This window comes from Falsiroseomonas sp. RANM36 (assembly GCF_056682175.1).
In genome coordinates this window covers 653,932-674,855 of sequence record NZ_JBWXTD010000002.1, presented here as the reverse complement: position 1 = coordinate 674,855, position 20,924 = coordinate 653,932, and the positions used below count along the sequence as shown (strand labels likewise).

The 20,924-nt window shown below is 69.2% G+C and carries 14 protein-coding genes and 1 tRNA gene; 9 read left to right on the top strand and 6 right to left on the bottom strand.

Annotation, left to right across the window (positions count from 1 at the left end; translation table 11 throughout):
• Window positions 1–374: 374 nt before the first annotated feature.
• The 9 genes from AC1MIR_RS04070 to AC1MIR_RS04030 all read left to right on the top strand — a co-directional run bounded on the left by AC1MIR_RS04070 (window position 375) and on the right by AC1MIR_RS04030 (window position 14,716).
• Window positions 375–1,658: a tyrosine-type recombinase/integrase gene (locus AC1MIR_RS04070; RefSeq protein ID WP_480026897.1), complete on the top strand. Its 1,284-nt coding sequence runs from the start codon at window positions 375–377 to the stop codon at window positions 1,656–1,658.
• Window positions 1,659–1,702: 44 nt separating this feature from the next.
• Window positions 1,703–2,392 carry a hypothetical protein gene (locus AC1MIR_RS04065; protein ID WP_480026896.1) on the top strand — a complete coding sequence of 230 codons (690 nt, stop codon included), beginning with the start codon at window positions 1,703–1,705 and terminating at the stop codon, window positions 2,390–2,392.
• Between the two features lie 85 nt (window positions 2,393–2,477).
• Window positions 2,478–2,747: a helix-turn-helix domain-containing protein gene (locus tag AC1MIR_RS04060; protein ID WP_480026895.1), complete on the top strand. Its 270-nt coding sequence runs from the start codon at window positions 2,478–2,480 to the stop codon at window positions 2,745–2,747.
• A gap of 50 nt (window positions 2,748–2,797) precedes the next feature.
• Window positions 2,798–3,079, top strand: coding sequence for a hypothetical protein (locus AC1MIR_RS04055; RefSeq protein ID WP_480026894.1), 282 nt, complete (start codon window positions 2,798–2,800; stop codon window positions 3,077–3,079).
• Between the two features lie 23 nt (window positions 3,080–3,102).
• Window positions 3,103–4,080, top strand: coding sequence for a DUF7146 domain-containing protein (locus tag AC1MIR_RS04050; protein ID WP_480026893.1), 978 nt, complete (start codon window positions 3,103–3,105; stop codon window positions 4,078–4,080).
• A complete protein-coding gene (locus AC1MIR_RS04045) occupies window positions 4,077–5,282 on the top strand; it encodes an AAA family ATPase (protein ID WP_480026892.1) in 1,206 nt (401 codons plus the stop codon). Before AC1MIR_RS04050 ends, AC1MIR_RS04045 begins: the two co-directional genes overlap by 4 nt.
• Window positions 5,283–5,853: 571 nt before the next feature.
• Window positions 5,854–7,218 carry a hypothetical protein gene (locus AC1MIR_RS04040; protein ID WP_480026891.1) on the top strand — a complete coding sequence of 455 codons (1,365 nt, stop codon included), beginning with the start codon at window positions 5,854–5,856 and terminating at the stop codon, window positions 7,216–7,218.
• Between the two features lie 74 nt (window positions 7,219–7,292).
• Window positions 7,293–11,351, top strand: a complete 4,059-nt coding sequence (locus AC1MIR_RS04035) for an Eco57I restriction-modification methylase domain-containing protein (RefSeq protein ID WP_480026890.1) — start codon at window positions 7,293–7,295, stop codon at window positions 11,349–11,351.
• On the top strand, window positions 11,348–14,716 hold the full coding sequence (locus tag AC1MIR_RS04030; RefSeq protein WP_480026889.1) for an SNF2-related protein: 3,369 nt from the start codon (window positions 11,348–11,350) through the stop codon (window positions 14,714–14,716). The genes AC1MIR_RS04035 and AC1MIR_RS04030 overlap by 4 nt, the downstream gene beginning before the upstream one ends.
• Window positions 14,717–15,265: 549 nt before the next feature.
• Here the strand turns inward: AC1MIR_RS04030 and AC1MIR_RS04025 are convergent.
• From AC1MIR_RS04025 to gyrA, 6 genes are all read right to left on the bottom strand, one after another.
• Entirely contained in the window at window positions 15,266–15,601 is a 336-nt protein-coding gene (locus AC1MIR_RS04025) for a Rap1a/Tai family immunity protein (RefSeq protein ID WP_480027055.1), read from the bottom strand.
• A gap of 566 nt (window positions 15,602–16,167) precedes the next feature.
• A tRNA-Lys gene (locus AC1MIR_RS04020) sits at window positions 16,168–16,240 on the bottom strand.
• Between the two features lie 35 nt (window positions 16,241–16,275).
• The gene (locus AC1MIR_RS04015) at window positions 16,276–16,845 is read right to left on the bottom strand and encodes a peptidylprolyl isomerase (RefSeq protein ID WP_480026888.1); all 570 of its coding nucleotides are present in this window, start codon (window positions 16,843–16,845) and stop codon (window positions 16,276–16,278) included.
• Window positions 16,846–16,908: 63 nt separating this feature from the next.
• Window positions 16,909–17,373 carry a peptidylprolyl isomerase gene (locus AC1MIR_RS04010; protein WP_480027054.1) on the bottom strand — a complete coding sequence of 155 codons (465 nt, stop codon included), beginning with the start codon at window positions 17,371–17,373 and terminating at the stop codon, window positions 16,909–16,911.
• Window positions 17,374–17,474: 101 nt separating this feature from the next.
• On the bottom strand, window positions 17,475–17,996 hold the full coding sequence (coaD, locus tag AC1MIR_RS04005; RefSeq protein ID WP_480026887.1) for a pantetheine-phosphate adenylyltransferase: 522 nt from the start codon (window positions 17,994–17,996) through the stop codon (window positions 17,475–17,477).
• On the bottom strand, window positions 17,993–20,707 hold the full coding sequence (gyrA, locus tag AC1MIR_RS04000) for a DNA gyrase subunit A (protein WP_480027053.1): 2,715 nt from the start codon (window positions 20,705–20,707) through the stop codon (window positions 17,993–17,995). Before gyrA ends, coaD begins: the two co-directional genes overlap by 4 nt.
• Window positions 20,708–20,924: the final 217 nt, after the last annotated feature.

Below are 20,924 nucleotides of genomic sequence, written 5' to 3'. Positions count from 1 at the left end.
GGGGGCGCCCCGGGCGGGGGGGCCCCCCCCGGGGCCGGGCGCCCGCGCCCGGCGCCCGAGGGCAACCATAAGAAACTCACTTCACCGTCCATCTTCGACGGACGATGCAGTGAGCCCGGTGGGACTCGAACCCACGACCCCATGATTAAAAGTTACCTCTGAGCGCCGGGGCGGCCGTTCTCCGGTCATCTCGCCGTGCGTCGCGACGTCGCACATTCGTCCCCTTTTTCCTTGCCATACGTAGTCTATGACCTCATGATTCCGTCTCAGGGCATCGCCTTTCGTCTCCCCAAGCCGATGCCCCGTTGATGCCCCAGCGATGCCCCGACGACTTACTCCGAGAGGATCCGGGCTGGGGTTTGTGGAGGTGCGGCATGGGCGTCCGGCTGGCGGAAGCAGCTATCAACAAGGCGCTACGCGAGGCCGCGGCTGCGGGCAAGAGGCGAGACCTGGCCGATGCGGGTCAGGAAGGCCTTTGGCTTCGCCTGACGCCACGCGGGGTGGCTTCCTGGGTGCTGGTCTGCAGGGACACGCAAGGCTCCCTGCGGCGCTTCCCGGTCGGGCGTTGGCCAGCCATCGGCATCGCCGACGCGAGAGAGAAGGCGCGCACCCTCCGAGAGGAGGTCCGCCGCGGTGCCGATCCGATAGCGGAGGCGCGGAAGCTGCGTGCCATCGGTCGAGACGCGAAGGCAGGGATCGGTACGCTGGGTGCCCTCCTCGACCTCTACGGCGGCCCGCTGCCGAAAAAGGGCGACGAGGCGGAAGTCGCGGACGTGCCGAAAACGCGCGTGATCGGGCCGGGCAAGGAACTCCGCACCTGGCCTGAGACCCGGCGCAAGATGGAGATCGTCTTCGCGCAGTTGCTGCGAAAGCCGCTTGCGACGTTAACCGCCACTGACTTCCAGATGGCCGCCGATGCCTACCCCTCGAAGGCCAGCGCTTCCGCGGCGGTCCGCTACGTGCGTCCAGTTCTGAAGTGGGCGGCGCACCGCAACTACGTGCCGCGACAGGCTGCGCTGATCGACCCGCCGGCGACTGTGAAGCGGCGGGACCGCGTGCTGAGCCGCGAAGAACTGGCGGCCCTGCTCCCGACCCTGTCCGCAGCGGACGCGAACACCTACCGCAAAGCCCTGCGCTTCATGCTGCTCACCTTGTGTCGGCGCGACGAAGCCGCGGAAGCATGCTGGCGCGACGTGGACCTCGAGGCCGCCGAATGGCGGATCCCCGAGACGAAGAACGGGCAGCCTCACCGCCTGCCGCTCTCGCGTCAGGCGATCGCCCTCCTCCAATCCATCGGGCCCGGAAAGGCAGCCCAGCGGATCTTTCCCTCCCGTGGCGGCGGGAAGCTGATGAACTGGGATCGCGCGACGAAAGACGTGATGGAGGCCACCGGCACGGCCGGTTGGACGCGCCATGATCTTCGGCGCACCGGCGCCACCATGCTCGGCGAGCTCGGCGTCGAGCCGCATGTCATCGAGGCGGCGCTCAACCACACCAGCATCCACTCGCAACTTGCCGCCACCTACAACCGCGCGCGCTATTTCCCGGCGGTGAAGGAGGCGCTGCAGCTGCTTGCTGATCGGCTGGACGGAATCGCCGCCGGCGGAGCCGAGGTGAAGAATCTGGCAGCCGAGCGGGCCCGGCGGGGTCCGGGCTGATGAGTGGGAAAGGCGAAGGCCCCGAGGGGCAGACCGCGCTCGCCATGGACAAGGTCCAGCTGGCCATTCCGCTGGACGAGGCAGGAACCGTGCAATTGCTCCCCCTGGGAGATCTGCGCGATGTGCTGCTCGATTTCCGGGACGATCTGACGAAGGCAGGAGAGGCATTCGAGTCGCACCGTCAACGGGACGGTGGGCGTGCTGGATACGCGCACTTGACCCGGGCGTTGCAGCTTCTCGCGGACCGGCTGCCGTGGCTTTGCAGCGACCAGGCTCGTGCGGCCCTTACACGGCTCTTGGCGGACCTTCACGACGTGCAGAAGGGAAGGTCAAAGCCCAAAGCCTTCGAGCCATTTGTGGTTGGAGCGGTATCGCCATCCCCGGTGGCGTGGCGGAACACCGCGGCAGCGGCGGCTCTCGAGCTCCTGGTCGCCGCCGGCGACTCGCTGCACGACGCCGCCGGGCGCGTGGCGCGGACCCTGACCGAGGCCGGCCACTCTCGAGACCTCCGTGGTCCCGGCGCAAGGCATGACGTGACGATCACGGCCGACACCGTCATTGGATGGAGGAAGGCCTGTCGTCGCCGCGACGGAGGCGGACCTCACGTGATGCCGCGGCTGTTCCAGGATTATGCAGCAGCAGCCGACGAGGAGAGCCGGCGTGCCAAGGCGAAGGAATATCTGGAGCGGCTAGCGCGATCGGCCGACTACGCCGACCTTCGTAATCGGGAATAGAACCCGGGGGAGAATTCCCGCTTCTCTCCCCAAAGGTCTCCCCACGCCTCCCGCCGCTCATGGCCGGAGGCGCGGAGACCTCGACATGCAAGCCGATGCCGCACCGGCCTCCCGGCTCGACCCCCAACTGCACCCGCGTATTGCGGTCACCGAGCTGATGGCAGTGCCGCTCGCCAAGGCCAGCGCCATCACGGGCCTCTCGCGCGCCACGATCTACCGCCTCGCCGGCTCGGGTTCGCTCCGGCTCCTAAAGGCCGGACGCACCACCCTTGTCTGCGGCGACTCGCTGCGCGCCTATATCGCGTCGCTGCCTCAGGCGCAGATCCGGGCGCCGAAGCAGAAGGCAGTCGCTTGATGGAATGCCCCCGGCGCACCGGGAGGTGCAGCGCGGGGGCGGTGGTTCCGATGGGCACCGGTTCCACCTCCTTCATACCGCACCACCTCTGGGACAATCCAGCGCGTGCGCACCGGCTCGAGGCTGGCGCGTGCCATTTGTTGAACGGCGGGGAGCGCGCTGTCGCTGAGTTCCTGAAGGAGCTTGCGGCGGCGCACGGCATCCCGCCTGACAAGCTGCTCGATCGCCTCGATACTTGGCGCATTACGCTGTCACCGGAGATTCTGCGCGCGCTCCTCGCCGCCGCGGGCGGCCGGCAGTTCTCGCCACGCCCGCTGCGGGTCGTCCCATGACGCGCCCGCCTGATTTCCGCGCCATGGCAGCAATCCTCGCGCAGAATATGCCCGAGCTGACCTTCTCGCTGCTTGGTCGGCCAACGCAGCGGCGCTCCGACGAGTGGCGCTACGGCCGCAAGGGCAGCCTCGCCGTCTGCGTGGCCGGGGCGAAGTGTGGCGAATGGTTCGACCACCAGGCAGGCCGCGGCGGCGACGCGCTCAGCCTGGTCGCTCACGTCCAGGGCGGCTCCCTTGCCGAGGCGCTCCACTGGGCACGGGACTGGCTGCGCGAGACGGGCACTGCACCCGCGCGCCGCCCACCCCGCGCTCACTTCGTGCACAAAGCGCAGCCGGCAGCGGCGAGCCCGGCCGCACCTGAGGTGCCCACCAGCTGGTCGGCCCGCATGGCGGCCGCTCTGTGGGCCGAGGGCGTTGATCCGCGCGGAACGCTGGTGGCAACCTACCTCGCCACGCGCGGGCTGCAAGTCCCGCAGGGCGCCCCCCTGCGTTTCCACCCTTGCGTCTGGCGCGCACGCAGGAACGGGACGAAGGGGCCCGCAATGCTCGCGCGCATGAGCTGCCCCCTGACCGGCGCCGAGCTCGGCACGCACGTCACCTATGTGCGCATCGACGGTACCGGCAAGGCGCCGGGTCCTTCCGAGAAGATCATGCTGGGCAAGGCTGGCGTCATCCGCCTTGTCGCCGACGAGGATGTGACGCAGGCGCTCGGAATCGCCGAGGGGATTGAGACAGCGCTCAGCATCATGCAGGGCGCCGGATGGTCGCCAGTCTGGGCGGCGACCTCCGCCTCCGCGATCGGCCGATTTCCTCTTCTGCCCGGGGTCAACGCGCTGACCATCCTAGCCGACTCCGACGACGTGGGAATGCAGCACGCCCGGGCCTGCGCGAACCGCTGGATCAACGGAGGCAGGCAGGCGCGCATCTTCCGGCCTGCCAGGCCCGGCCAGGACTTCAACGATACTTGGCAAGCCCTGCTGGCGGCCGAGGAGGAGCCGTGAGTCGCCGGTCATGGACACCTGACGACGGCCTCGGCAAGCTCGAAGCCGTCGAGGAGCCTGTTGGGGGCTCTCCACTGGCTGCCGCTGGACGGCCCGCCCACCCTGCAACCTCTGCGCCGCTCGAGCTGCGCTTCGGCGCGGACGGGTTGGTGCCGATTGCGGCCGGCACCGTGGTACGTGGTCTGCTCCACCGCCGGTCCGTTACGCTGATCTACGGTCCGCCGAAGTCGGGCAAGTCGTTCCTGGCCACCGACCTCGCGCTGGCTATCGCCTCCGGCGCGCCGGAATGGATGGGGCACGCCATCCAGCAGCCTGGCCCGGTTCTCTATGTTGCCTGCGAGGGCCATGCCGGGTTCTGGAAGCGCCTCAAGGCCATGGGCCAGCAACGCGGCTGGAGCGATGCCGACTTCCCGGGCAGCTTCATCCTCGCCACCGGCCGTCCAACGCTGCTCCGCAGCGAAGACGGCGGGCGGAGCTTTGCGCCGGATCCCTCCTCTGTCCTCGCGGCAGTAGATGCGACGGTCGCGCGTGGGCTCGCGCCGGCGGCGGTAATCATCGACACCGTCTTCCGCTCGGTTGGTGCCGGGAACGTCAGCAGCAGCGAGCACATGAACGCCTATCTGGCCGCGCTGGACGGCATCGGCGAACGGAATCTCGCAGTGGCGATCATTCATCACGAAACCAAGGCGGGCGGCACGCCGGCGGGTTCTGTCACGCTGATGGGCGCCGCCGACACCATCGTGCACGTATGGCGGAAAAGCGGAGACCGGTTCTGGCAGGTCGAGATGGCGAAGGACGACGCCGAGACCGAGCCGCAGAGCTTCCGCCTCGAGGTGGTTCCCGTTGGACCGGATGCGGAGGGCCACCCGTCTGCTTCCTGCGTCGTCGTGCCCACCGAGCAAGGGGCGCCGCCCGCCGAGAACGACCAGCGTCGCGCAGCGAAGTTGCCCGACCAGGCACGGACTGCTCTCCGCTGCCTCGCCGACGTGATCAACGCAGAAGGCCAGCCGCTGCCCCCCGGTGACGGTTTCCCATCGGGCAAGCGCGGCGTGCGCGAGGGCGCTTGGCGGAAGGAGTGCCAGCGCCGCACCCTCTCCACCGGCACCGATCGCGCGATGCGCGACGCCTTCAGCCGCGCGAAGGAGAAGCTGCAGGCCACCTACAGCGCAGCAACGTTGGACGGCTGGTGGTGGCTGCCCTGACCCAGCGTGAACCGGTTAAGCGGAAGGAAGACGCGCCCCTAAAGGGTGCGCGCCTTCCTTCCCTTGCGGTGCTGCAGGGGAAGGTGCGGAAGACGGCGGCAGAACCTTCCTCATCTTCCGCACCTTCCGCCGCTCTGACCTCGCCCGGCCGGAGACGATCGCCGCGGTCCGCGACCCCCGCTGAAAATAGGCCGACACCCCTTCCACGGATCCACTGGCGTGTGTGCAGGCAGACGGCCAGTATGCAGGCCTATCCGGCAACTCGCAGTCTAGCTGGTGCGGCGCCGCACGCGACCACTTTTAAGCTCGGCACCCATCGCGTTCAGTGCGCTGGGAGACAGGATTCCGTGCTCAACAACGAATCCGCTTGACCGCCTTCGATCTCCCGCCGTATCCAATCGAGGCTCCCGGACGGGGGCATGGAAGAACCCTGAGAAGCGGTTCTGGTATTGGTTGCCGCCGGATGGCGGCTGGCACTCCTGGCCCGGTGGATACCGTGCTGTTGTGCCTTCACCCTTTCGAGGGTGGCCTATGCCGGATCCGGTTCTCCTGATCGAAGGAGATACCGGCAGTGCAGCCCAGTAAGATCATCATCCGCTACGACCAGGTCGCCGAGCAGATCCACGGCTCGGTCCGCCGCGTCGTCGGCTTCGTGCAGGCCAAGAACCTGCTCACGCTCATCGACTCGGTGGACCTCGACGCCAACCCCCGCTCCGCCAAGTGGGGCCAGGTCACTGAGGCGATCGTCGAGAGCATCAAGCGCGACCCCGACATCTTCCCCTTCATGACAAAGGGCATCCTGGTCGGCTCCTCGGATTACGAGGCGCTTCAGCGCCAGCGTTACGAGTTGCGCTTCTCCGACCCGGCGACTGAGGGCATCCTCGACGGCGGTCACAACTCGCTCGCCCTCGGCACGCACATCCTCAGCGTCGCGCTGAACGATGAGAAGGTGTCGAAAAAGACCAAGAACTGGGAGGCCTTCAAGGACCTCTGGCGCGCCAATCGCGAGGCCGTCGAGGCGGTGAAGGAGGAGCTGACCTTCCTCGTCCCGGTCGAGATCCTTGTGCCAGCCGACCTGCAGGACGACGAGATCGTCGCCGACTTCCGCTCCGAGTTGCTCGAGATCTGCGCGGCGCGCAACAACAACGCCGAGCTGACTCTCGAGACCAAGGCCAACCAGAAGGGCTTCTACGACGCGATCAAGGCGGCGCTGCCGGCGACCGTGCGCGACCGCATCGAGTGGAAGTCCAACATGGCCGGCGGCGACGTGAAGGTGCGCGACATCGTCGCCCTCGCCTGGATCCCGCTCTCGCTGGTGCCGGACCTGCCCGTGAAGGCGCCGGCGCCGCAGAACATCTACCGGAACAAGGGCGAGTGCGCGAAGCTCTTCGACGACCTCATGAGCAACGCTGCGATCTCGAAGCGCGCCGCGGACGGGCCGCTGCATGAGCTCACCGACGATGCGGTGAAGAGCGCTATCGAAGTGCTCGGCTCCCTCCCCTCGCTCTACGACCAGATCTACGAGGACTTTCCCGCCGCCTACAACGGCGCCGGCGGGCATTTCGGCCGCATCGGCATCGTGCGGATGTACGACCCGACCAGGAAGACCGACAAGAACCGCAAATACATGCGTAGCCAGCCGCTGACGCACTTCACCGAGCGAGACGTCGAGTACAGCTACCCGGACGGCCTCATCATGCCTCTCGTTTGGGGCCTGCGCGCGCTGATGGTGGTGAAGGATGGCAAGGTCGCCTGGCGCACCGATCCCTCGGCCTTCCTCAAGCGCCACCTCCGCGACATCGCGGCCAACTACAAGCTGGTGTTGGAGATGTCGCGCTTCGACCCGCAGAAGCTCGGCAAGAACGAGGCATCCTATGGCTTCGCCGTCAGCCAGTTCGAGACGGCACTGCTGAAGGAGGGCAAGGCCGCGGCCTGACCCGACAAACCCGCGCGGGGCGCTCCGGTGTCCCGCGCATCTGTCCCCCTTCACCCATTCGGCAGGAAGATCCGATGCCCGCTTTCCTCGACGACCATGTTTCCCGCCGCGTAACACTTTCGCCTCCGGCGGGCCTGCAGTTCCGTGGCCTCTACCTCGGCCAGGGTAACCTCGGCCTCGAGGTGCTGGTCTTCGACGCGGCCGCAGAGCCCAAGCACAGCGTGCTGCGCCAGGTCTGGAAGGACCGCCTCGCCGGCCGCGCGACGCCGTTGTTGGCGGTCGCCCTCAACGGCAGCACCGCGCTGGTCTGCGGCCCCGCCGGCGACGACATGCCGATTCGCCGTCTCGAGATCGGCCAGGCCGAGCGCGTCTGCGCCCGCGCCCTGACCGAGCCGGACCGCAACGCCGCGCTCCGCTTTCTGCACGACGCGCTGCCGAGCCTCGAGACCGACCTCCCCGGCGTCCGCAACGAAGGCCTGCTCTCCGACCATGAGCTTGCCCGCGGCGCGCAGAACCGGCCGGACTGGGCCACGGCGCAGGCGCGCGCCACGCCTGTCCTCGGCGCGGCCGGCATGGACCTGCTGCGCCGGCTCGGCTTCGGCATCGAGCGTGCCGATGGCGTCACCCATCTGCTGCGCACTGGCACGCGCGACCGCGCCGTGGCGGTGCTGCTCAACGGCGCCGAGACGCCGGAAGGCGCCGCGCCGCGATTCCAGAACCTCTCGCCGGTCTCCTGGGCCCTCGCCAAGGCCGTCGAGCGCAACCTGCCCTGGGTCATGGTGGTGCAGGACGACCGCGTCCGCCTCTACCCGGTCGAGCTCGGCGTCGGTGTCGGCCAGCGCGGCCGGACAGAGACATGGATCGAGCTGCGCACCGGCCTGATGCGCCAGGACCAGGCGGCGCTGCTCTGGCTGATCTTCTCCGCTGACGCACTGAAGCCCGACGGCACGCTGGAGCAGCTGCTGGAGAGCTCGAAGCGCTTCGCCGCCGACCTCGCGGAGAAGCTGCGGGACCGGATCTACGACCACGTCATCCCCGGCCTCGCCACCGGCATCGCCGCAGCGCGCAAGCTGAAATCCTTCTCCGCGGAGGAGCTGCGCCTGACCTACTCGATGGCGCTGACGGTCCTGTTCCGGCTGCTCTTCATCGCCTATGCCGAAGACCGTGACCTGCTGCCCTTCACCACGAACGAGGCCTATCGCCACCGCGCGCTGAAGACCAAGGCGCAGGAGCTGCACGCCAAGACGTCCCCGCCCGGCGCCGGCGCGCATCTCTGGCAGGAGGTGAGCCGCCTGTTCGAGGCGGTGCGCGTCGGCGATGCCGGCCTCGGCGTGCCGGCCTATGGCGGAGGGCTGTTCGAGACCGACCCAGTGATCTCCCGCGCCGGGGCGGAGCTGGCGCGCATCTCCCTGCCGGACACCGTGTTTGAGCCGGCGCTGCGCGCCCTGCTGCTGGATCTGCCGCGCGACCTGGCCGGCCCCTCCCGCGGCCCGGTGGACTTCCGCAGCCTGCGCGTGCGCGAATTCGGCACGATCTACGAAGGCCTGCTGGAATCGGAACTCGCTGTCGCAGACGCCGACCTTGCGCTGAAGAAGCAGGGCAAGGACTTCGTCTATGTGCCGGCCAAGGCGCGCGACCCCGTCGCCGTGCCGCAGGGCGGCATCTACCTGCACAACCGGTCCGGCGCCCGGAAGTCCTCGGGCAGCTACTTCACCCCCGGCTTCGCCGTGGATCACCTGCTGGACACCGCGCTGGAGCCCGCGCTGAAGGCACATGCCGATCGGCTGGTGGCCCTGGACGACACGGACGCGGCCGAGTCCTTCTTCGACTTCCGCATCGCCGACATCGCGATGGGCAGCGGCCACTTCCTCGTCGCGGCGGTGGATCGCGTGGAGCGGGCATTCTCCGCCATCCTTGCCACGCGCAGCCTGCCCGGCGTGAAGAACGAACTGGCGACGCTGCGCGCGGCCGCGGAGGGGGAGCTGAAGAAGCTCGGCCTCGCCGGCACGCAGGAGATCGAGGACGCGCAGCTGCTGCGCCGGCTTATCGCACGGCGCTGCATCTACGGCGTGGACCTCAACCCGCTGGCGGTGGATCTCGCGCGGCTGTCCATCTGGATCCACAGCTTCGTGCCGGGCCTGCCGCTGTCGCTGCTGGACCACGCGCTCGTGCAGGGCAATGCGCTCGTCGGCGTTTCGACGCCGAGTGACGCGAAGTCTTTGCTGACGGCGCTTGTCGGTGTTGGGTTGCGCGTCGAGCCGGCCGAAATGCTGGCGGGCGCCGAGCCACACCTACGACGCCTGGCCAGGATCTCCGATGCGACAGTTGCGGATGTCGCCGCCGCCCGTGCTGCTTATCGGGATGCGCGAGAGGCAGTCGGCGCGGCAGCATCGCTGTTCGACGCCGCCGTGGCCGTCAAAGCAGGAGAGGAGTCTCTCCGCGTGCCTGTGAACACTGCCCTGGCCAAGCTGGACAAGACCGGAATGCCCTTGGACCTGCGCCGCACGCCTCTGCACGCGCAGCTTCGAGACGCGCTCACGCCGATCGCGCCGTTCCACTTCCCCGTCGCCTTCCCCGAGGTGTTCCTTCGCCAGCGCCCGGGCTTCGACGTGATCCTCGGCAATCCGCCGTGGCAGGAAGTGACGCTGGAGGAGCTGGGCTTCTGGACGCGCCACTTCCCGGGCCTGAAGGGGCTGTCGGAGGCAGAGCGGAAGAAGCGCATCCCGCAGTTGCGGCGGGACCGGCCCGATCTGGTGACCGAGTATGAGCAAGAGGTCGCGCAGACCGACCGCGAGCGCGCGGTCCTGGGCGCCGGCTTCTATCCCGGAATGGGAACGGGCGATCCCGATCTCTACAAGGCCTTCGCCTGGCGCTTCTGGCAGTTGGCGGCGCAGGAGGGCGGGCGGATCGGTGTCGTGCTGCCGCGCAGCGCGCTGTCGGCGCTGGGCTCGAAGGAGCTGCGCGAAGGCGTGTTCGCCGGCAGCGCGGGTGTTGCCATCACGACCGTCCTGAACCGCGCCGGCTGGGTTTTCATGGAGGCCGAGCACCGCTACACCATGGCGCTGCTTGCCATCGCGCGCGGCACGCCTAACGGCCAGAGCATCGCCTTGCGCGGCCCCTACGCCAGCCGCCTGGCATGGGACGCCGCGGCGAAGAAGCCGCCCCACTGCTTCACCCCGGCCGAGGTACTGGCTTGGACCTCCTCCGCCAGCCTGCCGCTGCTGCCCTCTGACGACAGCATCGGTGTCTTCGCCCAGCTGCGGAAGGCACCGCGCCTCGACCTGAAGCAGGCCGGCGCGTGGCGTGCACGACCGGATCGCGAACTTGACGCGACCAACGACAAGCCTCTCATGCAGATCGCGCCGCGCAACACGGATAAGCTTTGGCCCGTGATGAAGGGCGAGAGCTTCGACATCTGGGAGAACGACCGCGGGCCGGACACATACTACGGCTGGGCCGACCCGACGAAGGTCGCGAAGCACCTGCAGAACAAGCGCCTGCGCAGCGGCAGGTCCACACGGGATTCTGTCCATCGCGAGTTCCCATTGGCGCATCTGCGCGACGCGAAGACACTGGCCTGCCATGCGCCCCGCGTCGCCTTTCGCGACGTGAGCCGCGCGACGGACACGCGTACGGTGCGGGCGGCGCTACTGCCGCCGCAGGTTTTTTTGACCAACAAGGCGCCGTATCTCCTTTGGCCGTCGGGGGATGCCAAGGATCAGGCATTTCTGCTGGGTGTCCTCTGCTCGGTCACCCTCGACTGGTATGCGCGGCGCTTCGTGGAGGTGAATCTCAACTTCTTCATTCTCAACCCCTTCCCGATCCCGCGCCCACCCCGCACCGACAAGCACTGGCAACGTGCAGTCGCCCTCGCCGGCCGCCTCGCCTGCCCCGACGACCGCTTTGTCGACTGGGCGAAGTCCGTCGGCGTCAAGCACGGCCCACTGAAGCCCGCCGAGAAGCAAGCCATGATCGAGGAGTTGGACGCGGTGGTGGCCCGCCTCTACGGCCTCTCGCCCGACCAGCTCGCCCACATCTTCGACACCTTCCACGAATGGACGGACGAGACGCAGCAGCGCGAGTGGAATGCGCGCCGCGACCGCACCGTCGCGATCCTGCGGGGGCTGGCATGAGCAAGCCGGAATTCATCACCAACCAGGACGGCAACACCCTCCTCGCTGCGCTGAAGGCCGCGATCCCCGATGCGCCGCCCATGGCCGCGCCCGGCGCAGCGCATGCGTCGCCCGCGCTGACCGAGATCAGCATCGCCACGGCCTTCATGAGCCCTGCCGGCTTCGGCGCGATCGCGGAGCGGCTGGAACAGGCTGGCCGCGTCCGCCTGCTGATCGGGGCCGAGCCCGAGCCCGAGGCCCTGCGCCTGGCCCGCGGCCACCTTCGCAAGCCCGGCGACCCGCCCCAGGCAGCCTTCGAACGCCGCGAGGTCGCGGAAGGCCTGAAGCTGCTGGAAGCCGGCCTGCGCGCCGAGCGCGACCGCCAGCCCTTCACCGCGCAGGCCCGCCGCGACCTCCGCCGCATGGCGGCGATGCTGCGCACGGGCAAGCTGGAGACGCGCCGCTACGAGCGCGCCTTCCTGCATGCCAAGGCGACGCTGCTGGACGGCTGCGATCCCGGCCTCATCGCCGGCTCCTCCAACCTCACCCGCGCCGGGCTGACGACGAACCTGGAGCTGAACCTCGGCCGCTGGGATCCCGCCATCTTCGCCGAGGCCAAGGCCTGGTTCGAGGCGCTGTGGGACGACGCGGTGCCCTTCGACCTCGCTGCTCTTTTCGAGGAGCCGGAGGCCGAGTTCCCGCCCTGGCTGATCTTCATGCGCATCCTCTGGCAGCTCTACGGCGCGGAGCTCGAGCAGGAGAGCAAGGATGCCGGCGACATTCCGCTGACGGCTTTCCAGCTGCACGGCGTCTGGCGCGCGCGGCGCATCCTGCAGGAATTCGGCGGCGTCATCGTCGCGGACGAGGTCGGCCTCGGGAAGACCTTCATCGGCGGCGCGATCCTGGAAGCCTGCGCGAAGAACCGCCAGCGCGCCCTGCTGGTCTGCCCCGCCGCGCTGCGGACCAACTGGGAGAAGTTCCTCGACAGCCACAATATCGGCCGCTTCGTCCAGCTGGTCTCCTACGACCAGATCGCGCGCGACCATCAGCTGCGAGATCCGCGGCTGCGGCCCGACGCGACGGGCAACCATCTGCGCTTCGAGCTCGATGAGTATCAGCTCGTCGTGGTGGACGAGGCCCACAACTACCGGAATCCGGACTCCGCCTATCGTGCGGACGTGCTGCGCAGGCTGCTGTCCGGGCAACGCAAGGACGTGGTGCTGCTGACGGCGACGCCGGTGAACAACAGCCTGTGGGACTTCTACCACCTGCAGCGCTTCTTCGTGCGGCAGGACAGCCGCCTGGCCCAGCTGGGCATCGTGTCCATTCGCGACCGCTTCAAGGCCGCCGCGAAGCTGGACCCGTCGAACCTCAGCCCGGACTACCTCTATCCCATCATCGACGCGATCACCGTGAAGCGCACGCGGGGCTTCGTGAAGCGATACTACGCGAACGACACCATCCGCGGAGCGGACGGCGTGATGCGGCCGATCGTCTTCCCCAAGGCCGTGCCAATCACCGTGCGCTACAGGATCGAGGGCATCGCCCCCGGCCTGTTCGACGCCGTGGCCAACGCGCTGGACCCGATCAACGGCACGAACGTCCTGTCCTTCTCGCGGTACGCGCCCGACGCTTTTCTTCTGGAGACCGACGAGGACCGCGACGAAACCCGCGAAAACGCCGCGGGGCTGCTCCGCTCGGGCCTGCTGAAGCGCTTCGAGTCCTCGGCCCATGCCTTCCGCCTCAGTCTGAAGCGAATGCTGGCGGAGCATGAGCGATTCCTCGAGGCGCTGAAGAAGGGCAAGGTCATCAGCACTGCCTTCCTGCGTGAGCTCGCCGTTGACGAGGAGGCCTTCGACGATCTGCTCGCCGGCAGCGACCATCTCGGCGACGCCGCGGACTACGACCTAAAGGCGCTGCGCAGCGCGGTGGCGCGCGACCACGACATCCTGGCCGACCTGGTGAAGCGGCTGGACAAGGTGGATGACGACGCCGACCCAAAGCTCGCGGCCGTCGTCGAGGAGCTTGCGAAGATCGCGGCTCAGGCCCGCAGCGACGCCACCACCGATGCCGAGGAACAGCGGAACCGCAAGGTGCTGCTCTTCTCCTACTTCGGCGACACCGTGGCGTGGCTGCGCGACGCCTTGGCCAAGCGCATCGAAGCCGATAAGCGGCTGAAGGGCTTCCGCGGCCGCATCGTCGCCGTCGCCGGTCACGGCCTGCCCGGCGAGGAAGTCGGCAGGAACGAGGCCGTGTGGGGCTTCGCCCCAGAATCCAGCGAGCCGCCGGCGGGACAGGAAGACCTGTTCGACCTGCTGATCACCACCGATGTCCTGGCGGAGGGCATGAACCTCCAGCAGTGCCGGAACATCATCAACTACGACTTGCCCTGGAACCCGATGCGTCTGGTGCAACGGCACGGCCGTATCGACCGTATCGGCAGCCCGCACCCTCGGGTTTTCATGCGCACGGTGTTCCCGGCCGACAAGCTGGACGCGATGCTGACGCTGGAGGCCCGGATCATGCGCAAGCTGACCCAGGCCGCGAAGAGCATCGGCGTCTCGACCCTGCCGGTGGACGGCGCCGAGGCCGGCGACCAGGTCTTCGCCGAAACCCGGTCGGAGATCGAGAAGCTCGTCGGCGAGGATCCCAGCCTCTACGAGCAGGGCGGCACCGCATCTGCCGCGCAAACCGGCGAGGAATACCGCCAGCGGCTGCGTGCCGCGCTGGCCGAGCAGCGCGCGGCCATCGTCGGGTTGCCGGGCCGGGCTGGCAGCGGCATGCGGAAGGGCAAGCGCTCCGGCGTGCTGTTCTGCGCTGAGGTTGCGCTCGCCGACGGACCGCGGACGTTCTTGCGCTTCGTGCCGGCGGCACCGGGCTGGGTACCGGCGCAGGATGCGAAGATCGAGCGGGAAGTCGGCACCTGCCTACGCCTGATTGACTGCGCCGAGGAGACGCCGCGGCACATGCCGCCCGCGCTGGAGGATGGCGTCTTCCCCTTCTGGGATAGCGCGCTCGCTGACATCCTGGCCGAATGGAATGACCTGTCCGATCCCGCCAAGCTCCAGCCTGCGGTCCGCCCGCTCAACCGTCTGGTCGCTGCCTTCATCCGCTCGACGCCACTGCCCGATGTGGATCCCGACAAGATCGCCAAGGCGCTCGACATCCTGGAGGCACCCTGGAGCCGCCGGGACGAGGCGCTGCTGCGCGATGTGTTCCGGGATCGCTCAGGCACGCCGGCCGCGCGCTGCCTGCGGCTGGTTGAGTGGATCCTCGCCACGGGACTCGAGCGCTTCCAGGCGCCTGCTCCCCTGCCGCCGATCGGCGAGGAGGAGGTCAGGCTGGTTTGCTGGCTGGCGGTGGAGGCGGAGAACGGCAGCAACTGACCGGTCACCATGCGGGGCTGGGACAACGAGAGCTATGTTCGAAGAAGTTCTGTCCGGGCCCCGTCACGGAAGCGACCGTGCCATTTTTCCCCCTCCCCCTGCCTGACGACCACCGTCGCGGGTCAGTGCTTCCGCGACCGGCTCTCCGTGTTGCTCTCGACGAGGGGGGGGGGGGGGGGGGCCCCCCCCCCCCCCCCCCCCGGCGCGCGGGGGGGCGCGGCCCGCGCGGCCCGGCGCCCCCCCGCCCCCCCCCCCCCCCCCCCCCCGCCCTCGCCGGGAGGCAGGGGTGCGGATCGGCTGCGGCCTTCGGCCGCTGCTCTCTCCGCACACCCTGCTGCGATGGTGGCTCGGCTCCAGCCGCGTCCAGCCTCTCGGCCGCTCCGTTGTCGCGTCCTCGCCTCCGGCCGTGCTCGCCGTGCTCGCCATGCTCAGCGCCTGGCGGCGCCTGCGCGTGGCTCTGCGCGGCTGCGCGCGGAGGCTGGACCCGGCCTGCGCCGCACGGTGCACGCCGCTATCGGTCACTGCCGACTGCCCCGCCCTTCAACGGATCTACCGGCAAGGCCAAGCAGCGCGGAGGCCTTCGAGAACTAGGCCCGCGAAAGTCTCGTGATGGCGCTGCGGTACGGCCTCCACGTATTGAATGGCGACACGCATGCCCTGCTCGGTTGTCGCCGTCCCGGGGGAGCAGACAGCACCGAGGACGACGCCGGTGTTCCAGACCCCCATAACGATCCCAGCACACATGCCCTGCCAGTGGGGATCGCCGGCCCGTTCTGCCACCAGGGACCTGCACGCGCGCAATTGCCAGTTTGCCGAATACGGATGCGGGCGCTCCGCTAATCCTTGGCCGGTTGCAGTGGGCGGCAGACCAAATGCCAGCAACATCAACGCTATCGTGCCGACCCCCAATGCGCGCTTGCATCGCCCGACGTCCCAGCTACCGCGCGTGACCAACATGACTTCGTGCTCCGACCCGATGCGGGGATCCTATCGAACCCGGAACAACGAGTGCAACGGCTCGCCGCGTGGGCTTCGTGCTGACGCGTCGGTGACAGGCCCGCGGCTCAGCGCCAGTTCACGCCCGATCGACCTGCAGATCCTCGGGGTAGATGTAGTTGCCGCTGCTAGCCCCGGGCTCGGCCATACGGATTGCGTATCCCTTCTCAACCAGGTCGCCGGCCTCCTCGAGCGTGCTGACGAACGTCGCGCTGCTTAGCCAGTTCCTTTGTGGGTACGGTATCGAGCGATCGACGAGCTGGTAGCCCCTGGCGGTCTGAAGTGGGATCCAATGGGCACGATCGCTCCGATCGGTCCTGCGGATAGCTTTGACCACGGCACGCACTCCAAATGCATTCCGGTAGAGGCATGCTAACAGCCAGTCACCCGGCCGCTGATGCCCCATTGATGCCCCATCGATCCGCGGGGATGTGCCGATGGCTGATAAGTATCTATGAGCCCGGTGGGACTCGAACCCACGACCCCATGATTAAAAGTCACGTGCTCTACCGGCTGAGCTACGGGCTCGTCCCGCCGCGCACATCGCGCCCGCGGCGGCGGCTTTAGGCGTCCGCCGCGGGGGTGCTGTCAACCCCGCCGGCACCTTCCGCCGGCTTCCCCGGCTCGGCGGTCGGAGCCGCCGCGCTGCCGAGCTTCATGGACTTCACCACATCCGGCTCCCGCACCATGCCGTTCGGGCCGCCGCCGCGCTTGATCTTGTCCACCACCTCCATGCCGGAGGCGACGCGGCCCCAGATCGTGTACTGGCCGTCCAGGCTCGGCGCCGGCGCGAACATGATGAAGAACTGGCTGTTGGCGCTGTTCGGGTTGTTGGTGCGCGCCATGCCGCAGGTTCCGCGGACGAAACGGGCCTTGGCGGGCGGGCTGAATTCCGCCGGCAGGTCGGGCAGGTCGGACCCGCCGGTGCCGGTGCCGGTGGGGTCGCCGCCCTGGGCCATGAAGCCGTCGATCACGCGGTGGAAGGGCGTGCCGTCGTAGAAGCCGCGGGCGGCCAGCGCCCTGATCTGCTCGACATGCTTCGGGGCGAGATCGGGCAGCAACTCGATCGTCACCGTGCCGTCCTTGAGTTCCAGCAGCAGCGTGTTCTCGGGGGCGGGGCTCGCTTCGCTCATCGCGTCCGTCCTGATGTTCGGGCCAAGGCGGCACGCCTCGGCCGATCGGTGCAACCTATAGGCTCAGCGGATATCTGCCGCCACCCGCATCCGGCGAATGCGGTCCGGCGGCGGCGGCACCATGCCGGACTGGCCGACGCCGCGCTTGATCTTGTCCACCGCCTCCATGCCGGAAACCACCCGGCCCCAGATCGTGTACTGGCCGTCCAGGAAGGGTGCGGGAGCGAACATGATGAAGAACTGGCTGTTGGCCGAATTCGGGTTCTGCGTGCGCGCCATGCCGCAGGTGCCGCGGAGGAACCGGGCGCGGCTGGCCGGGACGAACTCGGCGGGAAGATCCGGCAGGGGAGAGCCGCCGGTTCCCGTTCCGGTGGGGTCGCCGCCCTGCGCCATGAAGCCCTCCATCACGCGATGGAAGGCCGTGTTGTTGTAGAAGCCCTGGCGAGCGAGGGTGCGCATCCGCTCGACATGGCGTGGCGCGAGTTCCGGCAGCATCAGGATGCGCACCTCGCCGTCCTTCAGTTCCATCACCAGCGTGTTCTCGGGATTGGTCGGCTGCGCCTGCGCGCCCCCGACGGCGGGCAGGGCGAGGGCGGCGCCGAGCAGCGCGCGGCGGCGGAACGGAAGCATCATTCGGCGGCGTCCTTCTTGCGGCGCATGCGGGCCAGCGTGCGCTCCAGGGTCAGCGGCGGCACGAAGCTGGAGATGTCGCCGCCCAGCATCGCGATCTCCTTCACGAAGCGGGAGGAGATGAACTGGTTCGTCTCGCTCGCCATCAGGAAGACCGTCTCGATCTCCGGGTCCAGGCGGCGATTCATGCCGGTCATCTGGAATTCGTAGTCGAAGTCCGTCACGGCGCGCAGGCCGCGCAGGATCATCTGCGCGCCGACCTCCCTGGCGAATCCGATCAGCAGGCCGGTGAAGGGCTGCACCACCACCTCGCAGCCGGTGCGCGCGGCGATGCGGTCGGTCTCGGCGCGGACCAGCTCGACCCGCTCCTCCAGCGGGAAAAGCGGCCCCTTGCCGGCATTGATCGCCACGCCGACCACCAGCCTGTCCACCAGCCGCGCGGCGCGGCCGATGACGTCGAGATGGCCGTTGGTCACCGGGTCGAAGGTGCCGGGATAGAGGCCGATGCGCTGCCTGCTCATTGCGGGTCGGTCTCCGTGCCGCCGGGCGCCGCGGCCTCGCCGCCGGCGGCGGGCTCCTCGTCCTCCACCACCGGGAAGCAGGATGTGACGCGCTCCTCCTCGTCGAGGCGCAGCAGCGTCACGCCCTGGGCGACGCGGCCGGTGATGCGCACCTGGTCGGCCGGCAGGCGGATCAGGCGGCCGGCATCGGTCACCAGCATGACATCGTCGCCCGCGCGCACCGGGAAGCTGCCGACAACCTCGCGCCCCGTGCGCGGGGTGAGCGTGATGGCGGCGATGCCCTGGCCGCCGCGGCCGCTGACCCGGTACTCATAGGCGGAGCTGCGCTTGCCGAAGCCGCGGTCGGTGACCGTGAGCACCACTTCCTCCGCGGCTTCCATCGCCTCCAGCTTGTCCTGCGGCACGGCCTCTTCCTCGACCGCCTCGCCCACGGCGCCGACGGTCGGGCCGTCGCTGCCATTGGCCTCCGCCGCGTCGTCCCCCTCGGCACGGCGCTTCTGCGCGGCCCAGCGGAGATAGGTCAGGCGCTCGCCCGGGCTGGCCTCGACATGGCGGAGCACGGCGAGCGAGATCACCGCATCCTCGCCCAGCAGCCGGATGCCGCGCACGCCGGTGCTGTCGCGTCCGGCGAAGACGCGCAGCGTGTCGGTGTCTGCCTGGAAGCGGATGCACCGGCCGAGCCGGGTGGCCAGCATGACGTTGTCGCCCTCGCGGCAGGTCGCGACGCCGATCAGGCTGTCGCCCTCGTCGAGCTTCATCGCGATCAGGCCGGTGGCGCGGACATTGCGGAAGTCCGACAGCTTGTTGCGGCGGACATTGCCGCCGGCGGTCGCGAAGACGAGATGCAGGTTCTCCCACAGCGTCTCGTCCTGCGGCAGCGGCAGCACGGCGGTGACGGCTTCCTCCGCCTGCAGCTGCAGCACCTGGCGCAGGCTGCGCCCGCGGCCCGTGGCGCCGCCTTCCGGCAACTGCCAGACCTTCTCGCGGAAGGCGATGCCGCGGCTGGTGAAGAACAGCACCCATTGGTGGGTGTGGGCGACGAAGCTGCGGACGACGATGTCGTCCTCCCGCCGGCCGGCGGCGCTGCGGCCCCGCCCGCCGCGGTTCTGCGCGCGGAAGACGTCGAGCGCCGTGCGCTTCACGTAGCCGTCGCGGGTGATGGTGACGACCATGACGCCCGGCTCGATCAGGCTCTCGTCGTCCTGGTCGGCGACGCCGTCCACGATCTCCGTCATGCGCGGCGTCGCGATCTGCGCGCGCACCGCCAGCAGTTCCTGCGCCATCAGCTCCATCCGCCGCGGGCGCGATCCCAGGATCTCCAGCAGCTCGCGGATGGTCGCGCCGACTTCCGACAGCTCCTGCGCGATCTTCTCGCGCTCAAGGCCGGTCAGGCGCTGCAGGCGCAGGTCGAGGATGCCGCGCGCCTGGTCTTCCGTCAGCCGCACCGTGCCGGCCTCGGTCAGCACGTTGCGGTGGTCGTCCACCAGCGCGAGCAGCGGGCCGATATCGGCGGCCGGCCAGTCGCGCGCCATCAGCGCGACGCGCGCCGCGGCGGCATCCGGCGCGGCGCGGATCAGCGCGATCACCTCGTCGATGTTGGCGACGGCAACGGCGAGGCCGATCAGGTTGTGGCCGCGGTCGCGCGCCTTGTTCAGCCGGAAGCGGCTGCGGCGCGCGATCACCTCCTCGCGGAACCTGATGAAGGCGAGCAGCGCGTCCTTCAGCCCCATCTGCCGCGGCCGCCCCTCGTCCAGCGCGACGAAGTTCACGCCGAAGGAGGTCTGCAGCTGGGTGAAGCGGTAGAGCTGGTTCAGCACGACTTCCGGCGTCGCGTCCTTCTTCAGCTCGACGACGATGCGCAGGCCGTCGCGGTCGCTCTCGTCGCGCAGGTCGGAGATGCCCTCCACCTGCTTGGCGCGCACGAGTTCCGCGATCTTCTCGATCAGGCTCGCCTTGTTGACCTGGTAGGGGATCTCCGTGACGACGATCATGGAGCGGCCGCCGCGCATCTCCTCGATCGTCGCGCGGGCGCGCAGCGGGATGGAGCCGCGGCCGGTCTCGAAGGCGGAGCGGATGCCGGCGCGGCCGAGGATGAGGCCGCCGGTCGGGAAATCCGGGCCGGGGATGATCCGCATCAGGTCAACGAGCGGGGTGTCTGGCTCCTCGATCAGCTTCAGCGTGGCGTCGATCACCTCGCCCGGGTTGTGGGTGGGGATGTTCGTCGCCATGCCGACCGCGATGCCGCCGGCGCCGTTGACCAGCAGGTTCGGGTAGGCGGCCGGCAGCACGCGCGGCTCCTCGGCCGATTCGTCGTAGTTCGGGACGAAGTCGACCGTGTCCTCCTCGATGCCCTCCAGCAGCGCGGCGGCGGAACGCGCCAGGCGCACTTCCGTGTAGCGCATCGCCGCGGGGGCATCGCCGTCCATGCTGCCGAAATTGCCCTGGCCGTCGATCAGCGGCACCCGCATGGAGAAGGGCTGCGCCATGCGCACCATCGCGTCGTAGATCGCGCTGTCGCCATGGGGGTGATACTTGCCCATCACGTCGCCGACGACGCGGGCCGATTTCCGGTGCGCCTTGTCGGCCGTGTAGCCGGCCTCGTGCATGGCAAACAGGATGCGCCGGTGCACCGGCTTCAGCCCGTCCCGCGCATCGGGCAGCGCGCGCGAGACGATGACGGACATCGCGTAGTCCAGATAGGACCGCCGCATCTCCTCCTCGAGCCCGACGGGCGCGATGTCGGACGAGGCGTTCGGATCCTCGGGAGTGGTGTCGCTCAAGCCGTGTTCCTCTGGGCCGGCATCCTGGTGCCGCGGCGATTCGCCTGGGAGGGGGAGCGGGGCGCGGGGCGGGGGGCGGGGCCCCCCCCCCCCACCCCCCCCCCCCCCCCCCCCCGGACCCGGCGGGCCCCCCCCAGCCCCGCCCCCC

Excerpts from the sequence above, each read along its gene's own strand:
- AC1MIR_RS04070 (WP_480026897.1), top strand. The coding sequence starts at position 375 with ATGGGCGTCCGGCTGGCGGAAGCAGCTATCAACAAGGCGCTACGCGAG.
- AC1MIR_RS04065 (WP_480026896.1), top strand. The coding sequence starts at position 1,703 with ATGGACAAGGTCCAGCTGGCCATTCCGCTGGACGAGGCAGGAACCGTG.
- AC1MIR_RS04060 (WP_480026895.1), top strand. The coding sequence starts at position 2,478 with ATGCAAGCCGATGCCGCACCGGCCTCCCGGCTCGACCCCCAACTGCAC.
- AC1MIR_RS04055 (WP_480026894.1), top strand. The coding sequence starts at position 2,798 with ATGGGCACCGGTTCCACCTCCTTCATACCGCACCACCTCTGGGACAAT.
- AC1MIR_RS04050 (WP_480026893.1), top strand. The coding sequence starts at position 3,103 with ATGGCAGCAATCCTCGCGCAGAATATGCCCGAGCTGACCTTCTCGCTG.
- AC1MIR_RS04035 (WP_480026890.1), top strand. The coding sequence starts at position 7,293 with ATGCCCGCTTTCCTCGACGACCATGTTTCCCGCCGCGTAACACTTTCG.
- AC1MIR_RS04030 (WP_480026889.1), top strand. The coding sequence starts at position 11,348 with ATGAGCAAGCCGGAATTCATCACCAACCAGGACGGCAACACCCTCCTC.
- AC1MIR_RS04025 (WP_480027055.1), bottom strand. The coding sequence starts at position 15,601 with ATGTTGCTGGCATTTGGTCTGCCGCCCACTGCAACCGGCCAAGGATTA.
- AC1MIR_RS04015 (WP_480026888.1), bottom strand. The coding sequence starts at position 16,845 with ATGAGCGAAGCGAGCCCCGCCCCCGAGAACACGCTGCTGCTGGAACTC.
- AC1MIR_RS04010 (WP_480027054.1), bottom strand. The coding sequence starts at position 17,373 with ATGGAACTGAAGGACGGCGAGGTGCGCATCCTGATGCTGCCGGAACTC.
- coaD (WP_480026887.1), bottom strand. The coding sequence starts at position 17,996 with ATGAGCAGGCAGCGCATCGGCCTCTATCCCGGCACCTTCGACCCGGTG.
- gyrA (WP_480027053.1), bottom strand. The coding sequence starts at position 20,707 with ATGCGGCGGTCCTATCTGGACTACGCGATGTCCGTCATCGTCTCGCGC.